Consider the following 22,284-nt stretch of genomic DNA (forward strand, 5'->3'; position numbering starts at 1 on the left):
GTTAAACAGTCATGCAATGTCCTGAATGCTGTTCCCAACACATCCGTAAGAACGGTAATATCCGAGGTAAACACTCATCACATTTGTGTAGATTGCGACCGTCAGTTTATGAATGTTGAAACAGCCCTCCAAGCATATTCCGATGATATCAAAGCTCGGTAGTCTGAAAATTGCGAAAAGTTGATTCGCGGTATGAATAAACTTTTCGCTTGAAGTTACAAAACTCACTATACTTGACCCATAGCAATTGGGAAATCTTGAGTTTATACCTGCATTCAGCAACGCCAAATTAGGGCTTTTGGAGTGAAACCAATCGGTAAAGTATAATGGGACTTTAAAGCTTACTATAGAAAACATCACAAGCTAAGCAAACACAAAAAAATGTATGCCTCAAGGCAACAAACTCTTCCGTGAAGAAGCGCTCGATCGCCTTTCCTCACCCGAACAACTCGACAAACTAATGCGGGTAGTCAGCCCCCAAACTTGGTTGCCTTTGGTTTCGACGGGCTGTTTAATTGTTGGGGCTGGCGTTTGGAGTGTAGTTGGGCGCATTCCTCTCACCGTTACCGGTGCTGGCGTATTGATTCGTCCGCGTCATGTGGTACAATTTCAAGCGCCAAAGGAAGGTCAAATATTAAACATAAATGTTAAGGCGGGAGATAGAGTTAAGCAAGGGCAGGTACTCGCTACAATAGACCAGTCTCAACTTCAAAAAGAACTACAGTTACAGAAAGCCAAGTTAGCCCAACAGCAACAGCAGAATCAAAGTACCTTAACTCTGCAAAAGCAGCAGATAGCGCTACAATTGATAACGCTTCAGCAACAGCAGAAAGATTTAGAAGAAAGTTTGCGTCGCGAGTCTCTCGCACCAACGCTGCGAGAAGAAACCCTCAAAGCACTAGAGCAAAAACGCTTTCGTCTCGAAGAAAGTCTGCGCCGAGAGCAAGTTACGCCACTGCTGCGCCAACAAACTCTCACCGCACTTGCACAAAAGCGTAAAAGTCTGGAAGAAAGCGTGCGCCGAGAGCAAGTTACGCCAATGCTTCGCCAACAAACACTCGCAGCACTCGCAGAAAAACGCAAAAGTCTTCTGCAGCGAAAACAACAAATTAGCGCGTTGCTAAAAACTTTGCAACAGCGGGTAGAAACTCGTCGTAGTTTGTTTGAAGAAAAAATCGTCAGTCAGGATGTGCTGTTGCAGTCGGAACAGGAATTGTTGAACGCGCAGACGCAAGTGTCGGATATCGACACGCAACTTAAGGAACTTGATGTTCAGAAAACCAATACCGAACGGGAATATCTTCAAAATCTCAATAAAGTTGATGATATCAAGAATGCTATTAAAGAAATTGACGTTCAAGTTATCAATACAGAACGGGAATACCAGCAAAACTTAAATAGAATTGACGAATTTCAAACCAACTTACAAGAAATCCAAGTCCAAAAAACCAATGCCGAGCGCGAATACTTACAAGCTCAAAATAGAATTGACGAATTCCAAACCAAAATTAAGGAAATCGAAGCCCAAAAAGGCCAACTCGTTCAACAAGACGTAGAAAAATCCATTGACAAAACCAATCAAACTCAAGTAATAAAAGATACGATTTCTCAATTAGAAGTGCAATTAGCTCAGTCAAGTCAAGTTATCAGCAAACATGATGGGTATGTTTTAGAAACTAGCGTTATTCCGGGTCAAATTGTTGGGGCCAGCACCCGTTTGGGAATAATTGAAGCTGAAGATTCTAATGTCAAACTGGAAAGTCTTGTTTATTTGGCGGATAAAGATGGTAAACAAATTAAACAAGGTATGAATGTACAAGTTACGCCCAGCGTTGTCAAGCGCGAGCGCTACGGTGGTATTGTTGGGGTAGTAACCAAGGTTTCTCCTTTTCCGGTGACAACTCAGGAAATTGCCGCAATTGTTGGCAATGAAGAGTTAGCGAAAAGTCTGGCTGGTGAGAATGGTGCCAGAGTGCAAATTTTTGTTCAATTGCAAGAAGATGCAACTACAAAGAGTGGTTATAATTGGTCTTCATCCAAGGGGCCTGAGTTAAAACTTTCATCAGGTACTACTACATTAGTTCGGGTCAAAGTAGGAGAAGTGGCTCCGATTTCTTATATTATTCCTATGTTTCGCTCTTGGACTGGGGTTTATTGAAAATTAACAAAAGACAGCGATGATTTCGAGTATTCTGCGGCGACTTCTACCCCGTCGCGTTCGCACTCCCACGCTTTTGCAAATGGAGGCTGTAGAATGCGGTGCTGCTGCTTTGGGCATTATTCTAGGATATTACTCGCGCATTGTCCCGCTAGCGGAACTGCGGCGCGAGTGCGGCGTGTCGCGAGATGGTTCTAGTGCTTTTTATCTCGTCAAAGCAGCGCGGAACTATGGTTTAACTGCCAAAGGGTTTAAAGCGCAGTTGGAAAAACTGAAAACTATTGCCTCACCCTACATTGTATTTTGGAATTTTAACCACTTTGTGGTAGTAGAGGGGTTCGGGAAAAAGTGCGTTTATCTGAACGACCCGGCTACCGGACGGCGAAGGGTTTCCTTGGAAGAGTTCGATCGCGCTTACACAGGGGTTATCCTGGTAATGGAACCAGGCCCTTCTTTTCAAAAGGGCGGTAAAAAAAGAAACACTCTCGCTGCTTTAGTGTCGCGGTTGCGGAACTCTTGGGGTACCATCTTATTCTGCCTGTTCGCGGGGTTTTTGCTCACCGTTCCTCGCTTGGCAGTGTCTGCTTTTTCCCAAGTATTCGTGGATGAAATTTTGGTTTCCCAACGCCAAGATTGGATACAGCCTTTGGTGTTGGGAATGGTTCTCACGGCGGTACTCAGGGGTATTCTCGCTTCCCTGCGACTTACCTATTTGCGGAATTTGATGTTGAAGCTGTCGGTAACGATGTCGGGGCAGTTTGTCTGGCACATTTTGCGTTTGCCAGTCGGGTTTTACGCACAGCGGTTTGCGGGTGAAATTAGCAGTCGGGTGTCGCTGAATGACAAGGTTGCGGGGATACTTTCGGGTACTTTGGGTAAAACAATCATCGACACGGTGATGATGGTTTTTTACTTTTTAATTATGCTGCAGTACGATCGCCTCCTGACAGGAATAGCCCTGGTTTTTGCCTCGATTAATTTCTTCGCCCTACAGTTGATGTTGCGGACGCGGGTGGATGCGAATTTCAAGCTGGCGCAGGAGTATGGTAAGGTGAACGGGGTGGCGATCGCAGGCATTCAAACGATCGAAACACTGAAAGCTTCTGGTCTGGAGTCCGACTCGTTTGCCAAGTTCGCCGGCTACTATGCCAAAGCGCTGAACGCACAGCAGGATTTAGCTTTACAATCTCAAGTTTTGACAATCTTACCCACGCTGCTGTCGGCGCTGATGACAGCTTCTATATTAACAGTCGGCGGCTTGAAGGTGATGGACGGGACGCTGAGTGTGGGGATGCTGGTTGCTTACCAGAGTTTAATGGCTGGTTTTTTTGGGCCGATCGACAGTTTAATTAATTTTGGCAGTTTGTTGCAAGATTTGGAAGCGGATTTGAACCGACTCGACGATGTATTGCAAAATCCGGTTGATGCAGAAGTGGAGAGGGGGGGAGAAGGGGAAAAGGAAAAAAGGGGAACAACTTTTTCTCTTCACCAATCACCCATCACCTTTCGCTTACAAGGTTATGTGGAGTTGCAGAATATCACTTTTGGTTACAGTCGGGTGGAAAAGCCCTTGATTGAAAATTTTAGCTTGAGTTTGAAGCCCGGTCAACGAGTGGCGGTTGTGGGGACTAGCGGTTCTGGTAAGTCTACCATTGCTAAGCTAATTTGCGGTCTTTACCAACCTTGGTCGGGAGAGATTTTGTTTGATGGTAAACCCAGAAAACAGATTTCGCGTTCTGTTTTAACTTCTGCTTTGGCAATGGTGGAACAGGATATCTTTCTGTTTGGTGGAACTGTTCGGGAAAATCTCACTTTGTGGGATTCGACTGTACCGCCAGCGGATTTGGTAAAGGCTTGTCAGGATGCAGCGATTCACGAAACGATTCTCTCATTGCCGGGAGGATACGAGGCGAAGCTGATTGAAGGGGGAATGAATCTGAGTGGGGGACAGCGCCAGCGATTGGAAATTGCCCGGGCCATAGTGAGAAATCCGGCGGTGTTGGTGTTGGATGAGGCAACCAGTTCCCTGGATGCTCAAACTGAATTGATGATAGACCGAAATTTGCGACGGCGCGGTTGTTCTTGTGTTGTGATTGCCCACCGACTCAGTACGATTCGGGATTGCGATGAAATTATTGTACTGGAGCAGGGTTTGGTTGTACAGCGGGGAACTCACGAGCAGTTGTGGGCCCAAGGGGGCAGTTACGTGCGTTTGCTTAGCAGCGAAGGATGATTTTTAGAAGCCCGACTTTTTAGAGAAGTCGGGCTTCTAGGGATAGAGTCTTAAGTGGGGTTGCTGAATACAGGTATGAATTCCAGATTTTCCAATTGCTATAAGCCCGCTTGAAGGTGAGTTTTGTAACATCAAGTGAAAAGTTGAGCATTATTGATGTTAGCACCACCATTTAACTCCTGAGTACGAAGTGAAACACAGAGATAGCTGCTAAAAAATATGCAGTTTTATTCACTTTATGAGCCAGTCCTTGAGAAATTTTAATCAAAGGGTAAATAATGAAACCAATTGCCAATGCCTCTGCAATAGAGTAAGTAAGGGGCATAGTGAGAAGAATTAGAAATGCAGGAATTGCTTCTGCTGGATCTTTCCAATTAATGTTTTGCACGCTACTCATCATCAAAAAACCCACCATAATCAATGCAGGTGCTGTAGCAAAAGCAGGCACTGCTGCAAATAAGGGAGTAAATAACACAGAAAGCAGAAACAGGGCTGCTACTATCACAGATGTGAAACCACTCCGTCCCCCCTCAGATATGCCGGCGGCAGATTCCAGATAGGTCGCGGATGGAGAAGTCCCCATCAATGCCCCAAAGGTTGTGCCTGCAGCACCCGCCAACAAAGATTTAGTAGCGCGAGGCAATTCACCATTTTCGTTGATGTAACCAGCCTGTTGTCCCAAACCAGTAAGTGCGCCAATGGTGTCAAAAGAAGTTACAAATAATAAGGTAAGCGTGACAGAAACAAAGTTCCAGATTTGCTTGGGTGTAAGGTAACTCCAGCCTGTGAATGCCTGACCGATCAAGTCTTGCGGCCATTCAGGTAGGGCAATAATTTTTTCAGGAGAGGGAGCAATGCCTAGTATCCAACCTAACAGCGCTGTAGCGACAATACCCCATAATATCGCTCCTTTAACATGACGTGCTACCAAAGTAGCCGTCAGCAATAGACCGAAAGCTGAGAGTAAAGTAGCTGGTTGCTTGAAGGAGCCAATAGTTGTTAAGGTCGCTTTACTAGCAACAATAATACCTGCTCCGAGAGTGGGAGGTTCAGGAACACCTGAAAGACCAATGTAGGCGATGAACAAACCAATACCCGCTACCGTGGCGTGTTTGAGGGAAGCTGGAATCGCTTTAATAATTTGGACATGGATATTGCATAGAATCAACGAAGTGAAAATTAAGCTTGCGATGAGGACAGATGTTAGCGCCAACCGCCAGTTCATCTGCAAGTCCAACACAACTGAGAAAGCAAAAAAAGCATTTAGACCCATTGCGGGAGCGAGGGCAAAGGGGTAATTAGCTAATAGTCCCATGAGGACGGTTGCGATCGCCGAGGAAATGGCAGTGGTAGTCAGAAGCTGATTGAACAAATCACCAGGCTGATTGATAAATATAGCATTTGATAAGATTCTGGGATTCACGACCAAAATGTAAGCCATAGTCATAAACGTCGTGACACCTGCTAGAACCTCTGTTCGGTAAGTAGTACCATTATGTTTAAACCTAAAAAATTGAGGAACTGAGGTAGTTAAAATATATTTTGGCGTAAATAATTTCATAAAGTTCTTGGCAATATTCAATTTTTCGATTATTAGGACTTACAAATTGACATAGTGCAAAATATGCGTACTTATACAAAGCAAAAAAATTAAGGACTGGAGTTAAAAGCTAACTCCAGTCCTTTTTGGTAGTTCAGAGGGTGTTAGGTATTATGATGATGCCAGAATGAAGTAATGATATTCGCACCCTCTAAATTACTTAGCCTGTAACACCTGTTACTGTTCCGTTTACGCCTTGTAAAGTTCCCTCTGAAAAACCAGTCAAAGGACCGTTTATGTAACCCGCAGCGTCACCAACAATATCTCCTAGGAGTGCGATCGCAGATGATGTTGGGCGACTTTCGTTGCCAGGTTGTGTGACGGTATTACCGACATCGCCCAAAAGACCGCCACCTACCACTGCCATTAAATCTGTATCATCCAATTCTTCAATGAGGTTAGATTGGAAACCAGCGATTTCAATGTTAGACATAAATTCTCCTTCAAGTTTTGTTGTGTTTGTTTTGATTGCGATAGAGCATCCTTTACTGTTTGTAATTATTGCCTCATTACATCCTGCGTGAAATTTACCCATAGATATAAAAAAGTATCAATTTAAACAGTAATATTTATGTCTTTTGGCATAAATAGAGAACTCTTATTGCCGTGATACGGGGATTTTAGCCGGGTAATCTGGTATGTCGATTGTGGCGATCGCATGATTCGAGGAACCTCCTTCGCGTTTTGATACTTGGCACTCGCTGAGTGTCAGGAAACCAGGTTGCGCGATCGCTCAAAATTTTTCACCCCAAAGAGGGTTGAACAGCTAGCAACTTACTTCCTCAGTAAGACTTGCTAGCTGGTTTTGGTTTAGGTTGACCAAAAATTTCTTGATGGTACCCGCCACGTGATTTATCCGTGGAATCAATTCAAAATCTAAAATCTAAAATCCTCAAGCCCCCGAATTTATCCGTGGGGTCAATCCAAAATCCAAAATCCAAAATCTAAAATCTAAAATCGAATGACGACTTACCCAACTGACAGAGAAACAATAAAGTTGCGATCGCATAATAAACTTCTGCCTTCTGCCTTCTTCACTCCATTTGTCTCGCCACCAATTGTGCAAACAAACCCTCTTGCTGCACCAACTCCTCAAACGTCCCCACCTGCACCACCCGCCCCGCTTCAACAACATAAATCCTATCCGCATGGCGAATTGTACTCAATCGGTGGGCAATTACAATCCTCGTCGCCTTCAACTTATCCAAACTTTCAACCACAATCCCTTGCGTGCGGTTATCCAACGAACTCGTCGCCTCATCCATCACAATAATTTTCGGCTGATTCACCAGGGCCCTGGCAATCAACAACCGCTGCTTTTGCCCTCCCGAAAGATTGGTTCCCCCCTCACTAATCACCGTGTGCATCTTCATCGGCATTTGCTCAATATCCTCAGCAAAACCCGCCATCCGCGCCGCTTCCCAAGCTGTTTCGTGCGACACCAAGGCCCCGGCCGCGATATTATCGAAAATCGAACCACTACCAATGCGGCCGTTTTGCAGCACCACCCCCAACTGCCTTCGCACCGCCACCAAATCTAACTCCGCCAAATCTTTGCCATCGTAACAAACCCTTCCCGAATTCGGCGTTTCAAATCCCAACAACAACCGGACAATCGTTGACTTCCCACTTCCCGACGGCCCGACGATCGCCACAAATTCACCCGGTTGGGCACGCAGAGTGATATCATCGAGTACAGGCAATCCCTCATCCCGATAGCGAAAAGTCACCCCCTCCAAAGCCACCCCACTCTGCAACTGACCCGGATTTACTCTATGAAGTTCGTACTCCGGTTTCGTTTGCAAAATCGGTTTCGCTCTTTCCCACAGCGGCACAATTCCCAAAATATCAGTCACGGTACTGCTAATACTGCTTACAGCGCCGCTAAAAATCCCCAACGCCGAATTAAAAGCCAAAAACGTACCCGTCGTCAACCCGCTACCGTCATTAGCTTGCGCCATCTGAATCGACAGTACGCCAAACCAATACAAAACTGCGGAACTCACCAAGGACAGCGACTCGTTGAACACGCCCATTCTATCTTGAAGGCGTTGCAAAACAGCTTCCAACTTCATGCGATCGCCGTACTTTTGGGCCCAAGCTGCAAACGCCCTGTCTTCCGCGTGCGCCACCCGCAGCTTAGCCACCCCATTAATGAGTTGTACCACCAACCCGTTAATCTCGCCATCCAATTCTTGCAGCCGTCGAAAATTGCGGATTACCAAAAAATTAACCACAGAGGTGACTGCGGCTGTCAGCAAAGCTATCCCCACCCCCACCAACGCCAGTTGCCAACTGTAAACAAACATCAGCACCAAATTCAGCAAACCGAACACTCCACTCATCAAAGTGCGTAGCGTTCCCCCCGACAGTATCTTGCGAATTCGGTTCACCGACAAGGTGCGGTTGAGCAAGTCGCCGGAAGTGTATTCCCGAAAAAAAGCCGGACTCAATCCCAGGAGTTTATCCCATATCGCCATTTGCAACGAACTATCAACGCTGTTCTCGACTCGCAGCGCCACAATCCCTTGAGACATCCCAAACGCTGACCTTCCCAAACCCAGCGCCAACAATGCCAGCGCTAATTGCCATAATAAATTGCGATCGGCATCTGGAATCGCACTATCCACCAAAATTCCCGTCGCCTGCGGCACCACCATCCCCAGCAGGGTACCAATAATTCCCACCACCACAATGCTGGCGATTTCTTTTTCATAACCCTTGAAGCCAAACTCTAACAAGGGCAGCACATCATTAATAACACTAGGTAACGGTCGGTAAAACTGGTAAGCTTCCGGTGCCAAAGTCGCCGCCACCGTCTCATTCACCCTCGTCCGAGTTTGAGTTACTCCATCGAACAAAACGTAACCGCTACCAACAACTAATAAAGCCACCGGATGCCCTGCAATTGTGCAAGCTAAAGCCGGGCCGTATTCTCTTCGCCACCAGCCATCCTCCAACACCACCATCCGAATCCGAAATTGGGAGGAACGCGCTACAGCCTCCACCGAATCTTTGACAGATTTGAGTTCTGCCAACTGCGTCGGAGGACTAATCGTTATTCCCATCGCTTTTCCCACTGCACCCGCCGCAATTAACAAAGGAATTCCTTGCTGGAATGATACCGTTTCTTGCTGCGGTTTTACCACACCCGCTAACTTAGAAAGGGCTGAATTGACTGCGATTAGATTCAGTTCTTCTCTTTCTTGAATTTGACGAAAAGCCGCCTCTGTTTTCTGCAAATCCTGCCCGTTCAAATAATTGAATAAATCGGTATGTAAATCGGCTAAAATGTTTGGCAGTGAAGCTGCACTCCCGGAATTGATGAAGGATAATTCCTGCGAAGCGAACGCGGCTGTGTATTCCTGGCTGAATGTCTTCTTTAAACGGTTTACCCAACCATTCACTAACCCAATTGCCTTTTCTTCACCAACTGTTACCTGCGCGACCAAATCTGCTGTGTTAATTTGGTACAATTCTGTGGGTTCGATCGCCACTGCCAAAAGCCCCCATTCTTCCCCCAGCACTGCACCAAATAAAGCTTCGCCCGCACCCACATCGAACAAATATTGGCGATCGCCACTAACCAAACTATCCTTGACTTTAGTCGCAAACAATGCTACGGTACCAGTCTTGATAATCCAGATACTTTGTCGATCGTCGAGCAACAGCGGTTCATTTCCTTTGAGGCAGTAAAGGATATCCATTCGAGAAAGATTTACATTTTTACATTATAGAGCGATCGTAGTAGTATCAAAAAAGATAAGTCGGCAGTAATAGAGTTGAAAAAAAGGCGTTGCAGAATGGTGCTATGAATTGAGGTCAAACTTTCAAATTCTGGGATGTCCCCATTCCTCAATGATTCATCGCGCTATTGAGCAGCGCCATATTTTCTTGATTTTCCACTCGCCCACTCTTCCATCTCCCCTCTGCCATAACAGACAATTTATATGCGTAGCCGAGCAGCAAATCGCTCATTTTATGGTGTATAAATTATGTTGAAGTAAATGCCGTTATCTTGCAGATTGTCGCCCTTATCGCTAATCCTCACCAAAGGAAAAGCGTAATCTACGCGCAAATTCACCCGCTGTATCGGTTCCCAGATTACCCCCAAACCCAGACCTGCTAAAAATGTCTGATTGGTTAATTTATTAGGATTGTTCGCAACGTTCCATACAGTGCCCGCATCCAAAAATGGAGCTAATTGTAGTTTGGGATTTCCCGAAGCATCGCGCTGCAAAGTAATCCGATCCTCGATGGAAACTCTGAGGCCGTTATCGCCAGAACGGACATTTTGGCGGTAGCCGCGCAAAGATTGCCCGCCGCCAATTACAAATTGCTGGGAAGGCAACAAACTATTAGCTGACAACTGCAAGTCTGCCTGCAAAATTAATAAATGTTTGTCATTCAATCGCTGTACTCGCTGCACTTGACCCAGCCAACTCAAAAATTGTCCGTCGGGATCGGAACCTTCGTTTTGAGTAGCATCAAACAAGCTAGTACCGATCGTAAATTGCGATCGCACGGCCCAAGCGCCCTGCGGGTCGCGCCGAATGTAGTCCTGTCCCAGCTTAATTGTGCTCGTAGTGCTGACACCATTGGAGTCCGGGCCGATACCAAAAGCATACGGGTCGCCAGCGAGAAAAGTTCTGCCTGTCTGATAAGTAAAACCGGCAGACAAGGCAAATTCTTCGATCGGGGTTCTCCGCAGCGGCTGGCGGTAACTAACTTCAAATAAATGCGATTTTCCCGAAATATCAAAACTGTCAAAAGGTTCTTGTACTATACTGTTGCGGTTCGGTGCAGCCCTCAATTGCAAAGTGCCGTTCATCGCATTTAGCGGGATGCGGTAGCTGAAATCAAACACGTCTGAATCGCCGAGCGATCGGTAATAAGCCGCTGCCAGTTCGTCGCCATTTCCTGTTATATTGCGGTGGCGCAGACTAACTCCCAATCTTTCGGAACCGACACTCGGAGGCGAGTAATTGTCAAAGCTGAAAGTAGGTTGAAAGGGATTAGCTTCCGAGACTCGGACGATCAGAATGCTCTCGCCTTCACTATCCCCAGCCCGCAGACTGGCTTCTACATTGTCAAATAAAGGATCGACTCGCAGCAGCCGGAGTTGGTCTTCTAATGAAGCTGTGCTTAAAGGCATTCCGGCACCGAGTCGAATCCGGCTGCGGATGTAACTTGGATGCAATCTTTTAGTTCCTTCTACCTCAATTCTGGCTAGCTTGCCTTCGATAACTTGAATTTGGACTACCCCTGCGGTGATAGTTTGGGGCGGCAAGACTGCTCTCGAAGTGATGTAGCCACGATTGAGGTAAATTTCGGTAATTTTGTCGGCGATTTGTTTGAGCTGTTCTAGGGTGGCAGAACTGCCCTCTAACGGCTTGACTAAGGCATTTATTTCGTCTTGGCTTAAAATTGTGCTGCCAACTACTTGAATTTTTTGCACCTGAATTACTGCATTAGGCAGAGTTGGGGGAACTGGCGACGGGGGTCTCGGCGCTACTGTTGGCGGTACTTGGGGAGGTTCTGGCGAAGGCTGGGGGGCCGGTTGCAGAAATCGATCGCGATTTGGATCTGGCTGAGTCGGCGGCGAGGGTAACAGCGGATCTGGTACTCGATCGCGGTTTAAGTCGGGCGGGAGGTTTCCCGGTGGCGTCTGCGGGTTCTGGGCTAAAAAATTACTACAATCTAGCGGGTTCTGACATTGGGTATCGGTGTCAACCAGATTATTTGGTTCGGGCATTTTGCCCGCACCACAAGCAGTTTCATCGATTGTGGAACAGCCTTCTTGGCTGTTCTCGGCGGGGTTCGACGGTGTTTCTGGTTCAGGGTTGGTCTCGATCCAATCGGGGAGTTGATTTAAATTTGTGGCAGTTTCATTTTGCTTGATTTCCAGTTTTTGCAGTGCTAATACTTCGTTGCCCGGATCTGCTGAGTTGTCAGCGGCGACGGGCAACTGAGAAATATCGGAAGTTTGGGATATAGCTTTATTGGCATAAAAGCAAGCGATCGGGAACCCTGTCAGAAGTGAAATCGCCAACCGAAATATTGCAATATTTGCACTCGGGCGCATAATTAATATTTTGTCTAAAATAAGTTGGTATGCTGCTTGACTCTGCCAGTTTATCATTTAGTATTGAGCGCAATTTAACAATAACAATTTCCCCAGTCGAGTCCTCAAGAGGCAAGCGAGGCGGAACTGCTTGCGAGCACAAAAATTTTAATTTATTGAGGACGATCGACCAAAAAACCCGGAACAGGCAAAAATCATCTGTAGCGCTGTCAAATACCGCAATCGAAACCGGGTTTTTGGTACTTGCTCCAGAAGTCATACCATTTTAGATTTTTGATTTTTGATTTGGCAATGACTTATGGCGATCGGGGTTTGGGGCACGGGGCTACGGTTGCATTCTTTTTTGAAACTGGTGTCGAATTATTTTCTTGTGATAGGTGTTAACTCACTGGTGATTAAGGGTTCTTGGGCGATTTTGCCAAGTTCGACTGAGTTCAACACTTCTAACCACTTGAGCGCTAAACTGGCATCGCTGGGAGACTCTATACGCAATTGAGCTAGAGTTGCCAGGTACTCGTACCAGAGACCTTGTTGGGCGAATATGCTGAGTTTGGCGCGGCTGTCGGGCGATCGATCCAACTCTATTTTCACGGTTGGGGCGAGTGCAGTGCGGTTGATCCACCCGGAAACGAGAACATCATCTGTAGAGTTTTTTGGGTTGCATTTGATAGTAAAGTACCATTGATAGTTTTTGCCCACTTCCAGGGCTGGCGAGTTGCCGTCAGAGCCGAGGCTGACGCTAACGATACCTGCACGGCTAGTTACCATCCGAAAACTTTTTTTGTATAGTGTTTTGTCCCTTTCGTCTGCTAACTCAAACTGAACTGTTTTGTCGAGGGCTACGGGAAGGTAGTAAAAAAATGTCGGTGTTGCTGATATGGTTTGCCCCATAGTTGATTGGGGAATCAAGGCAGTTAAAGCAGTTGTGGCCGTGGGGCATTCTAAGCCGCGGGTTCCTCCCCCTTCCCGCCTTCCAGGTACTCCGTCCTCCGGCGGTTGAAAGTTATTCCATGCGGCTCTCAATTGCTGGCTGTTCGGTCTGTTTCCGCTTGGTTCAGGGGGTTGAACTGTTTGCCAGTGGAGAGGTAGCTGCGGTCGTGAGGGGCGCTGGACGCTGTTTGCGGGGCTGTTGAGAGCCTCTGCTGGTATTAAGAAACTACCGGCGGCAACTGCCTCTAAAGACAGAATTAAGGAAAAGGCACCGATGTTTAGAGCAGACTTCCAAGCCATGACCAACCTGCCTTCTGATGAACCTAAAAACTTTGTCGCACGATTTTATTTTACCCAAGGTTTTGGGGAATCCAGCAATCTGTTGTACTTAATTTATATCTTTAGGCAGATACGATTAGTTTGGCCGTTTTGATCGACATGGACTTCGCGGTCGCGTTTTTCAGTGGTAGCTTAGTGGTTATACTTAGTTGCATTCAGGGCCGCAAGTTAGGTTGAGCTTGTTAAACCCAACTTTGACCCAGACAAATATTCCGGGTTTTTTAGGTCTGACAAGAGGCTACAACGAGTCTTTTCTTAAAAATACCCGGTTGATGCGGCAGCCCTGGATATCAGGAACCTCGGCAATTTTGCTTGTGAACCTCAAGCGCTCGGCTACAACTTACATATCAGGTTTTCTGTACAATAGCGGCAAGAAATTTAACATGAATCTCGATTCACCTGTTCTCTCGGACAAACAACCTTCGGGGCTGCGGATGGTAAGACCCATCGGAGTCTTGGCACTGCACGGCATTGCTTTTTTAGGAAATAGATTGTTCGCTGTCGATCGCGCCGAAGGGCTGCTATTGGAGATCGATCGAGAAAGTGACAACACTACTGTTTTGAATCCTTATCAAACGGCTAAGTTTGCCGGCGCAACCGGGCTGGCTATTTCGGAAGATACTCTCTGGTTTGCGCGGGATGAGGATATCTCTTGCTGTCGGGGCGCAATTCGGGACGGGGCGATAACTGAACTCAAGCCGGAACATTTTGTTTCGCTTTCTTATCCTGCTGACGGGATTGCTGTGTGGAAATCTACGCTTTATGTGACTTGCCAAAGATTAAACTCGATTCTGGTTTTTGACCTGAAAACTGGTCGCGAAATTACTCGGTTTTACGCTCCGGGTATTGGGGTAGAAAATATCACAGTCCGGGATGAGGAAATTTGGGTTTGCGATAAGACTGAGCAAACTGTTTACTGTTTGGAACGGGGAACTGGGGAGATTAAATTTAGCGTTTTGACTCCCTTTGAATCGCCTTCTGGTTTGGCTTTTCACAAGGACGTGGAAACTGGGGAGGAGGTTCTGTACGTGGCTTATGCCGGGGATGAACTTTACATCCGGGACGATCCGAATTCAGAAGATCCTTTTCAGTTGACGAAGCGCGATCGCACTTTTATTCAGCCTTTGTCTTTTCACTACAATGAAGCCGAGCGCTACGCTCTGTCAAACGGTTTTTTGATGGAAATGTCTTATGCGGAGGAACTGTCTCCTCTCGATGAGGTAGAAATCGAAAATTTAGAGTGGCGGATTGCTTTGCCTTCGGAAACTCACCGGCAAAAGGTAAGGAGTGTTACGCCGATCGGAATGCCTTTTACTGAGGAAATTCAGGAAGGGGAACGGGTGGCGGTGTTTAAGTTCGATCGGCTACACCCTGGGGAACGCCGAATTTTTGGCTGGAAGGCTTTGTTAGAAGTTCGATCGATTAAGTATCACTTGTCGCCTCGGGATGTCGAAAAGATTCCCAAGCTGTCGCCGGAGTTTGCCGCTAAGTATTTGGTGGATAATGATAATTTGGCGATGGATACGGAGATCGTGCGATCGGCTGCTGTGGCTGCCATTGGCTCGGAAACTAATATTCTGAGGCAGTTACTGAGCATTCGCAATTTTGTTTACGACCAACTTTCTTACGGGATTAGGCCTCACATTGACACTCCCGATATTGTACTGCGCCGCGGCATCGGTTCTTGCGGCGAGTACGTGGGGTTGTTGTTGGCTTTGGCAAGGTTGAACCGGATTGCTTGCCGCACGATCGGGCGCTACAAGTGTCCGGCTTTTGCTGATAGAAAAGGGGTGTCGCTGGAGCCTGATTTCAATCACGTTTGGCTGGAATTTTACATTCCGGGTTTTGGCTGGGTGCCGATGGAATCTAATCCTGATGATATTCAAGACAGAGGCCCTTATCCTTTGCGATTTTTTATGGGTTTGGCTTGGTATCACGTAGAAATTGGCAAGGGAATTCGGTTTCAAAGTCTCACCAGCGGGGGTCTTCCTTTAAATAAGGAGGAGGTTTCCGTGGGGAGTCTGGCAATTAATCATGTGAGGTTTACAATTTTGGAAGATTTGCCAGCAGTTTGAATCGAGTTCTAACAGTTAACAGTTAACCGTCAACATTCAACTGTTAATTGTTAACATTTTTCATCTAAAATCAAAAGTAGAAAATGTAAAATCAGAGGAAGAGGGGTTGTGGAATTTTCGATTGCTAATTTTCTCGTTTTAGTGGCCTTTGTACTGCTGCTGACGGTGACTGGCGGGGTCGCTTATTTGACTGCGGCTGAGTGGCGCGATCGCAGGCGGTTAGATAAGGCTAAACGGAAAAAACAGTAGCTGTTTGCTGTTGACAAATTGCAATTTTTATGATAAAGAATAAGGCGACCCAACCAGGTCGCCTTATTTTTTGATTTGAGGTATACCAGAAGGAAGAAGGAAAAAGGAAGAAGCAACAATCGCAATGGTTTCAGCAATTTAAAATTTCCCGATCGACTTGGCGGTTGCTATACAGCATATTCCAGGTTTATGGAGTGTAGGGACACGGCGCTGTGCCGTGTCCCTACGGGAATCGAACGATAGGCGGGTGTACTTCATAAACGTAGAATCTGCTGTATTTTCACCCCAGGTAAAAGCAAGTTGGGTAACATAAACGTTGTAGGTTTGTAGTGAGAACTTGACTCCTATAGCAATCCTAAATCATTTGCATAATTATTGTAGGGGCAATCCCCCCGTGGTTGCCCGATAGATAGGGGGTAGGCAAAGAAAGGTACTACCCCTACAAATTTATCTGAATCATTTAGGATTGCTAAGTAGAACGGCGTAAATATTTGTAGTTGGAATGAGGCAGGAGGCAGCTATGCTGAAGGCAGGAGGGAAGAGGGTTTCAGCCTCATTTATTTTTCTTAACACAGTTGTGTTTTTTCCCACAGACTTACTTATAGTAGTTTTATGAGGACTCAAGTCGTCACTACAAAACAATTGATTTGATTGCAGCGGTTCGATCGCACATACAGCGTATTCCAGGTCGAACGAGTAGGGACACGGCACGGCGCCGTGTCCCTACAGGGATCGAAGGATAGGCGACTGTACTTCACGAACGGGGAATCTGCTGTAAGATGATTCACGGGCGAGACGCCCGCGCCACAATAAACACAGAGGAAAAAGGGGATTCTAGAGTTGGTATTTTAAGTCCACTGTCTGAAAAATGTATTTTCTTGCCAAGCGGCGGCGGTGCGTTTTTCAAGTGCTGCCATTTCTGTTGTGTTCAGGGGTTTGAATGCTTGGGCGACGTTGAAGTTTTCTTCTAATTGCTTTACTGAGTCGGCGGCGATGACACAGCAGTGCACGCCGGGAAGTGAAAGCGTGTAGCCCATTGCTTGGTGCATTCCATCTAAAACACCGTTCTGAAATAATTTGCCGTAAGCTGGTATTTTCATGGCTATGACGCCAATGTTTTTGGCTTTGGCAATTGGTAAAGCGCTGGTAACAAAGGAGCGCGGATGGTGTTTTTCGGCGGCGTTGAGGCAGATTAATGTTGTGTCGAAAGGATAGCGCTGTAAGCCTGCGGCAATGATGGCTGGTTCGTGGTGTCCGGTGATGCCGGAAAAACGAATTATTTTTTGCTGTTTGGCTTCTTCGATCGCCTTTATTGCTCCTTTGGCACTGAAAATTTGGTCTAATTCTGTTTGGAATGAGACGTGGTGGAGTTGCCACAAGTCTAGCCGATCGGTTTTCAATCTTTTGAGCGATTGCTCTAAGTCTCTCCACGCGCCATCTCTGTCTCTGGCGGCGGTTTTTGTGGCTAAGAATAGGCGATCTCGATATTTTGGCAAAACTTTGCCTAAGTTTTCTTCGCTGGGCCCGTAGTCGGCTGCCGTGTCAAAATAACGAATGCCTAGTTCGATCGCGCGTTCAATTTGCGCCACCGCTTCTGCTTCTCTTCCCTGCTGCGACAGCGGTGTTTGTCCGGCCCCCCCCAAACCGAAAATCGGCACTTTCACGCCGGTGTTGCCTAACAGTCGTTCTGGCATTTTTACTGTGGCGGCCGCCTGGTTGTTGGGTGCGGCTGCGATTTCCCGATCCTGCTGTTCGAGTGCCTTAGCACCTGCAATGCTGCTGGCAACAGCTATACTGCTCAATATAAAATTGCGGCGAGTCTTTTTGCCGGTCATGGTTTCCGTCTCCTCAGAATATTTGAGTTGAGATTAACCAGAAAGTTAAATGAAGTCATCAGTCATTAGTCATTAGTCATTGGTTATTGGTTATTTGTCCTAAGCTGTCGCGCATTTAAATTGTATATTCTCTGCGGGCGTCCCGCCCACCCCAAAAGAATTTGATTTGTTTTTACAGACAATTTAAATGCCGCAACAGCTTATGTTTCTTGTTAGTTGTTCGTTCTAATAACCAATAACCAGTAACCCATGCCCTATGCCCCATGCCCTATGCCCTATGCCCATGCCCTATGCCCTTGTCAATTATCCATGCGCGAATCAGTTCGTTTATCTGTTCTGGTACTTCGTCGTGGGGACAGTGACCGGCTTTAATAAAGTGTTCTGTCAACTGCGGATAGTGTTTGCGAAATTTAGCGCTTCTTTCTGTAGAATTCATCCACGGATCGCCTTCTCCCCACAGCATTAGCAACCTGCAGTTTAATTGACTCAGCAATACGTCGATTTTTTCGCCTTGGGGTGTTCGGAATACGGAAGCGAATACTTTGGGGGCACCGGGATCGCAGGAGGGAAGGTATATTTCTTCTACTAATTGGTCTGTGACGGCGCTTTGGTCGAGATATACTTTTTCTAGGGTTTTCCGAATTGTCGATCGCTGGCGCACGTACTGGAACAGCAGAAAACTTGCCCAATCTTGCTGAAATAAGGTTTTAACTACCGCAGATATGGCTTTTTGCAAGGGCGGGGCTTCAGGTGCGGGCTGCGGTTCGCTGAACGGGCCGGCGCTGTTGATTAATATGAGTCCGGCGGCTGATTCGGGACGCCCGGCGGCTACACACAAGGCGGCGTAGCCTCCGAGGGAGTTGCCGGCTAGTACGGCGGGCCGGCGGATGATGTTGGTGATAAAGTCGTGGAGTTGGTCGCGCCAGAGGTCGCCGCTGTACTGCAATTCGGGTTTTGCCGATCGCCCAAATCCCAAAAGGTCGATCGCCCACACTTCAAAGTCTTTGCTCAGGCCGCTGATATTTTTGCGCCAGTGGTCTGTGGAAGCGCCAAAACCGTGAATTAACAGCAGGGGAGGGCGTTCTGGATGCCGATCGCCGGATCGAACGTAGTATACTGAATGCCCCCGCCACAGCCAGTAAGTGCCTGCGATGGGGGCTGTGGAGATGGCTGGAGTTGTTTGCATAATGTAAAGAAATAATTATTTACTTTAACTATTGTATCGCGACGTTCAGATTTATAAAGTGTTGCAAACGCGCGGGGTTCGGCTAGCCAAGGATTCGTCAATGTGAGCGAGTTGGGATCTGGCGATCTCCCGCACTCAGAATTAATAAGTTTTGTAACGAATATTGATTTTGTGAGGGTCGCAGCAATGGGAGATGTTATGCCCGATCGCATTTGGGAAAGATATCGGGTTTTCGCTGCAACACACCTAGGTATGATAATTTTGCTGTGCGCTGGCAACAGCAAGTTGTGGGGCAATCGGCGCAAACCAGGGGCTGCGAGGCCAGATCCCCGTTGGCTAGGGTCCAGGGATCGACTTTTTTATAGATATTTCCAAGCTTTTCAAGGTGGGGATCGTTTGGTACAGAACAGTTGACGGCTTCGGGGAGGCAGCTAGCCGTTTGGTTGCCAGTTGGCAAAAGCCGACATCAAACATCAGGCCGCAGGCAGCAGTTATAAGTAAAATTACTGATGCTTCTCGACAGAAGTTTCTGAGAATCGCAGAATATTTTGTGACGTGCTTTGCTGTTCTTAACTGCTTGGATACTCTAAGATAGAAATAGAGCTGCGCCGCTCAATTAATTAGCATTTTGAATACTAGGGAGCCAACTATGCAGGGTGTGAACTTTATCCACCTGAAAGTTAGGGAGTTTTCTGAGTGATTGCTATTTCAGCCCGTCCGGTCGGACGCAATTGGATTACGATTAGCTTCGCTTCTACCCTATACCTTTGTCCTATTTTGGATCTGCTCCTAGCAGAGCTTCCGGATCGCTGGCAAGCGGAATTGCGGTTGGGGCTTCAAGAAGCTTTGGTAAATGCTGCTAAGCATGGAAACAAGTTAGACCCCGCTAAAACTGTTGGAGTCCGTTTTTCGATCGTCCAAAACCAATATTGGTGGGTGATATCGGATGAAGGTTCTGGCTTTAATGCCCCTTGCAGTTGCAACCTTTATACCGATGATTGCGACAGTCTCTTAGCAGAGGATGTTGCAGATGACTCTGCACTCCCCCATGTTGAACAAGAATGTGGTAGGGGTTTGTTTATTCTTTACCAAATATTCGATCGCGTAGAGTGGAATTCTGAAGGTACAGAGTTACGGCTGTGCAAAGAAATTCCCAGTCGGTCCCGGCTGCCTCGCTTGCGCTAGCACCGATATTTGGCAGCAGTTTTCACCTCAGCTAGACCTGCAAATTTTTTCGTTTCCGGGCCCAACCTTGGACTGAGAATTTGAAAGACCTGGCTATTGATAGCTGATTGTAATGCAAAATGTGAGTTTTGAGTTCAAAAAGTATAAATCTTTTGATCTCACAATCGCGCTGCTCGATCGAGCGGCGCGATTGTCTAAATTTTGAGCTACTAATCAAGTCCCAACTAAAGACTCAACGCTCAAAATTATTTGCCGTATTATTTGCCGTGGGTGGGACAGGGAGGAGCCGATATCGATCGATCCAGCCATCCTGCTGCTTGGTTTAAGCGCGGGAGAGCTTCTTCGGGCTGTTTTTTGAGCAAAAAGACCAAAGCGGCGGCAGCTTGCTCGCAGGCCCGCGCGGAACGGTTGGCCTTGAGGCGGTGCCAATCTTTTTCGTGGATGGCGAGGCGCGCGGCTAGAGCTTGGGCTAGTTCTACCGTGCTCAGCTCGTTGAGGTTGACAGTTTGGGTTGTTTGTGTAGTTTCAAGCATAGGTGGTAAGGAAGAAGGAAGAAGGAAGAAGGAAGAAGGAAGAAGGAAAATACGATAAAATCAATGGTTTCAGCAATTAAAAACGTTTTAAATGCCGATAAAGTTGCTATACTTATGTCTATTTGGCTAGAGTTCGTTAATTGAGAAAATATACTGCATATAATAACAACTTAATTGGAAATCGGTTTTTTTTATTATTATTGTCAGGTTTGCAGATCGAAATGCCTCAACAGCCGTCAGAGTTAAATCCGGAAGAGCAAGAAAGCGAGTTTGTTCAAGCGATCGCAGCAGTGGAGCGATCGCTCGCGGCAGTCAAAGAACGGTACACTCAAATTCAGGTCGATCGACAGCGCCAAGTCGAACTCGGCCATCGTCGCGAAGAAATCCGCCAGTCGGGGCGCCGAAATCCATTGCCGCAACTCAAAAAAGAATTGCGGGAAATAGAGCAAGAATTGGAAACTATCGAGTTGAATTTAGAAAGCAGCCTGTTTTCTTGGGGAAGCATAAAACAACCTTTTTGGCAAGCAGTTCGCTTTGGAGGACTCGGCATTTTGATCGGTTGGATTTTGAAATCCTATGCAGGTTGAAGGATGTTGGGAGTTCGGATTTTTGATTTTTTTATTTACCGCAGAGGGCGCAGAGGACGCAGAGGAAGAGAAAAGAGTCGGACTTAAGTACCAAATAGTTTGCTAAACTTATCCACAGTTAATTACCGAGACGAGGTTTAACCATGTTTGCCGTCAAACGAGCGCTCAAATTGAATAATAGGGAAGCGACTTTGATGGCAAAACACGCAGGATTTCGGCGCGTGGTATTTAACATGGGGTTAAGCTTGCGGACTCAAATGTACAGTGACGGGAAACTTACAGACTCAAAGGTACTCAACGAAGTTAAAAAAGTTCTTACTAACTACGTCAAGAAACAGCCTGAATTTGCTTGGATGAACCAGTTGTCCAGTCGAGTTTACCAAAACGCTTTGATTGACTTGAAAGATGCGTTTAGTAGATATCGTTCGGGTTCTTCAGGTCATCCAAAATTTGCCAGTCGCCGAGACGGGCAATCATTTACAGTGGATTCGTCTAACGGAAAAGTGTGGCTTTGTGCTGGCAACACCATCAAAATTCCCACACTCGGAACGTTTCCACTGCACGAACCCCTGGAATGTAGTTTTGTTACCCAAACTTTTACTTTGGCAAAAGAAGGGAGTCACTGGTTCGTCTCTTTCTGCGTTGATGCTGAACGTTTGCCAGTTCAACAAATACAAAGTTCTGTGGGAATTGATGTAGGTATTAATTCTTTTGCTACCCTGTCAAACCAAGAAGTGTTTGATGCGCCAAAACCGTTAAAACAAGCGAAAACCAAGCTGGCACGGTTGCAGCGCCTGGCGTCAAGACAAGTAAAAGGCTCAAACAACCAGGGCAAAACTTACAACAAGATCCGGAGGCTTCACGCACGGATAGCCTGCATTCGCAAAGACTTCCTTCACAAGTTGACGACTTATTTGGCTAAAACTTTCAAGCGAATTAAGATTGAAGACTTGAACGTTAGAGGCTTGCTGGCAAATCACAAATTAGCTGGGGCAATATCCGACTTAGGGTTTTACGAGTTCAAGCGGCAGTTAGAGTATAAGTGCAAAATGTATGGGGCGAACTTGGTGCTGGTAGAAAGATGGTTTCCCAGTTCTAAGATTTGCTCGAATTGCGGGCATAAAAAGGATATGCCTTTGCAAGTGAGGACTTACGATTGTCCTGCTTGCGGCCTGTCGATAGACCGCGATCTCAATGCCAGTTTAAATATTTGGTAGTGCCCTGAAGGAAAGGATCAAGAGAATTAAACTGAATTCAAAGAAAGTAGGCGTTTAGAGTTGTAAATTAGC

Annotated in this window: 15 protein-coding genes; 7 read left to right on the top strand and 8 right to left on the bottom strand. The window is 46.6% G+C overall.

Going from position 1 to position 22,284, the window contains the following annotated elements; genetic code table 11:
• The first annotated feature begins 385 nt into the window (after positions 1 to 385).
• Together QUA99_RS15480 and QUA99_RS15485 are read left to right on the top strand one after the other, a co-directional pair.
• Positions 386 to 2,158 carry an NHLP bacteriocin system secretion protein gene (locus tag QUA99_RS15480; protein ID WP_333238175.1) on the top strand — a complete coding sequence of 591 codons (1,773 nt, stop codon included), beginning with the start codon at positions 386 to 388 and terminating at the stop codon, positions 2,156 to 2,158.
• Between the two features lie 19 nt (positions 2,159 to 2,177).
• The gene (locus QUA99_RS15485) at positions 2,178 to 4,391 is read left to right on the top strand and encodes an NHLP family bacteriocin export ABC transporter peptidase/permease/ATPase subunit (RefSeq protein WP_333238177.1); all 2,214 of its coding nucleotides are present in this window, start codon (positions 2,178 to 2,180) and stop codon (positions 4,389 to 4,391) included.
• 172 nt (positions 4,392 to 4,563) lie between these two features.
• Here the strand turns inward: QUA99_RS15485 and QUA99_RS15490 are convergent, their stop codons facing one another.
• From QUA99_RS15490 to QUA99_RS15510, 5 genes are all read right to left on the bottom strand, one after another.
• Positions 4,564 to 5,952: an NCS2 family permease gene (locus QUA99_RS15490; protein ID WP_333238179.1), complete on the bottom strand. Its 1,389-nt coding sequence runs from the start codon at positions 5,950 to 5,952 to the stop codon at positions 4,564 to 4,566.
• A 199-nt stretch (positions 5,953 to 6,151) separates the two neighbouring features.
• Entirely contained in the window at positions 6,152 to 6,424 is a 273-nt protein-coding gene (locus QUA99_RS15495) for a hypothetical protein (protein ID WP_333238181.1), read from the bottom strand.
• Positions 6,425 to 7,025: 601 nt separating this feature from the next.
• Entirely contained in the window at positions 7,026 to 9,698 is a 2,673-nt protein-coding gene (locus QUA99_RS15500) for an NHLP bacteriocin export ABC transporter permease/ATPase subunit (RefSeq protein ID WP_333238183.1), read from the bottom strand.
• Positions 9,699 to 9,970: 272 nt separating this feature from the next.
• Entirely contained in the window at positions 9,971 to 12,133 is a 2,163-nt protein-coding gene (locus QUA99_RS15505; protein WP_333238185.1) for a ShlB/FhaC/HecB family hemolysin secretion/activation protein, read from the bottom strand.
• Positions 12,134 to 12,436: 303 nt separating this feature from the next.
• On the bottom strand, positions 12,437 to 13,306 hold the full coding sequence (locus QUA99_RS15510) for a DUF928 domain-containing protein (protein ID WP_333238187.1): 870 nt from the start codon (positions 13,304 to 13,306) through the stop codon (positions 12,437 to 12,439).
• A 422-nt stretch (positions 13,307 to 13,728) separates the two neighbouring features.
• Here QUA99_RS15510 and QUA99_RS15515 point away from each other — a divergent pair, with 422 nt between their 5' ends.
• Together QUA99_RS15515 and QUA99_RS15520 are read left to right on the top strand one after the other, a co-directional pair.
• Positions 13,729 to 15,420 carry a transglutaminase domain-containing protein gene (locus tag QUA99_RS15515; RefSeq protein WP_333238201.1) on the top strand — a complete coding sequence of 564 codons (1,692 nt, stop codon included), beginning with the start codon at positions 13,729 to 13,731 and terminating at the stop codon, positions 15,418 to 15,420.
• A 108-nt stretch (positions 15,421 to 15,528) separates the two neighbouring features.
• Positions 15,529 to 15,669 carry a hypothetical protein gene (locus tag QUA99_RS15520; RefSeq protein WP_333238189.1) on the top strand — a complete coding sequence of 47 codons (141 nt, stop codon included), beginning with the start codon at positions 15,529 to 15,531 and terminating at the stop codon, positions 15,667 to 15,669.
• 848 nt (positions 15,670 to 16,517) lie between these two features.
• Here the strand turns inward: QUA99_RS15520 and QUA99_RS15525 are convergent.
• Entirely contained in the window at positions 16,518 to 17,504 is a 987-nt protein-coding gene (locus tag QUA99_RS15525; RefSeq protein WP_333238191.1) for an aldo/keto reductase, read from the bottom strand.
• A gap of 268 nt (positions 17,505 to 17,772) precedes the next feature.
• Complete coding sequence (locus QUA99_RS15530) at positions 17,773 to 18,690, bottom strand: alpha/beta fold hydrolase (protein WP_333238193.1); 918 nt, start codon at positions 18,688 to 18,690, stop codon at positions 17,773 to 17,775.
• Positions 18,691 to 19,386: 696 nt separating this feature from the next.
• On the opposite strand from QUA99_RS15530, the gene QUA99_RS15535 reads away from it, so the two are divergent.
• The gene (locus tag QUA99_RS15535) at positions 19,387 to 19,875 is read left to right on the top strand and encodes an anti-sigma regulatory factor (protein ID WP_333238195.1); all 489 of its coding nucleotides are present in this window, start codon (positions 19,387 to 19,389) and stop codon (positions 19,873 to 19,875) included.
• A gap of 257 nt (positions 19,876 to 20,132) precedes the next feature.
• Here QUA99_RS15535 and QUA99_RS15540 read toward each other — a convergent pair whose 3' ends face one another.
• The gene (locus QUA99_RS15540) at positions 20,133 to 20,408 is read right to left on the bottom strand and encodes a DUF6439 family protein (protein WP_006631172.1); all 276 of its coding nucleotides are present in this window, start codon (positions 20,406 to 20,408) and stop codon (positions 20,133 to 20,135) included.
• 221 nt (positions 20,409 to 20,629) lie between these two features.
• Between QUA99_RS15540 and QUA99_RS15545 the strand changes: the two genes are divergently transcribed.
• Positions 20,630 to 20,995, top strand: coding sequence for a DUF2203 domain-containing protein (locus QUA99_RS15545; RefSeq protein ID WP_333099811.1), 366 nt, complete (start codon positions 20,630 to 20,632; stop codon positions 20,993 to 20,995).
• A gap of 143 nt (positions 20,996 to 21,138) precedes the next feature.
• The gene (locus QUA99_RS15550; protein ID WP_333238196.1) at positions 21,139 to 22,212 is read left to right on the top strand and encodes an RNA-guided endonuclease TnpB family protein; all 1,074 of its coding nucleotides are present in this window, start codon (positions 21,139 to 21,141) and stop codon (positions 22,210 to 22,212) included.
• The last annotated feature ends 72 nt before the right edge of the window (positions 22,213 to 22,284 follow it).

Source organism: Microcoleus sp. F10-B2, from assembly GCF_036704965.1.
In the GTDB taxonomy this organism is placed as follows: domain Bacteria; phylum Cyanobacteriota; class Cyanobacteriia; order Cyanobacteriales; family Microcoleaceae; genus Microcoleus.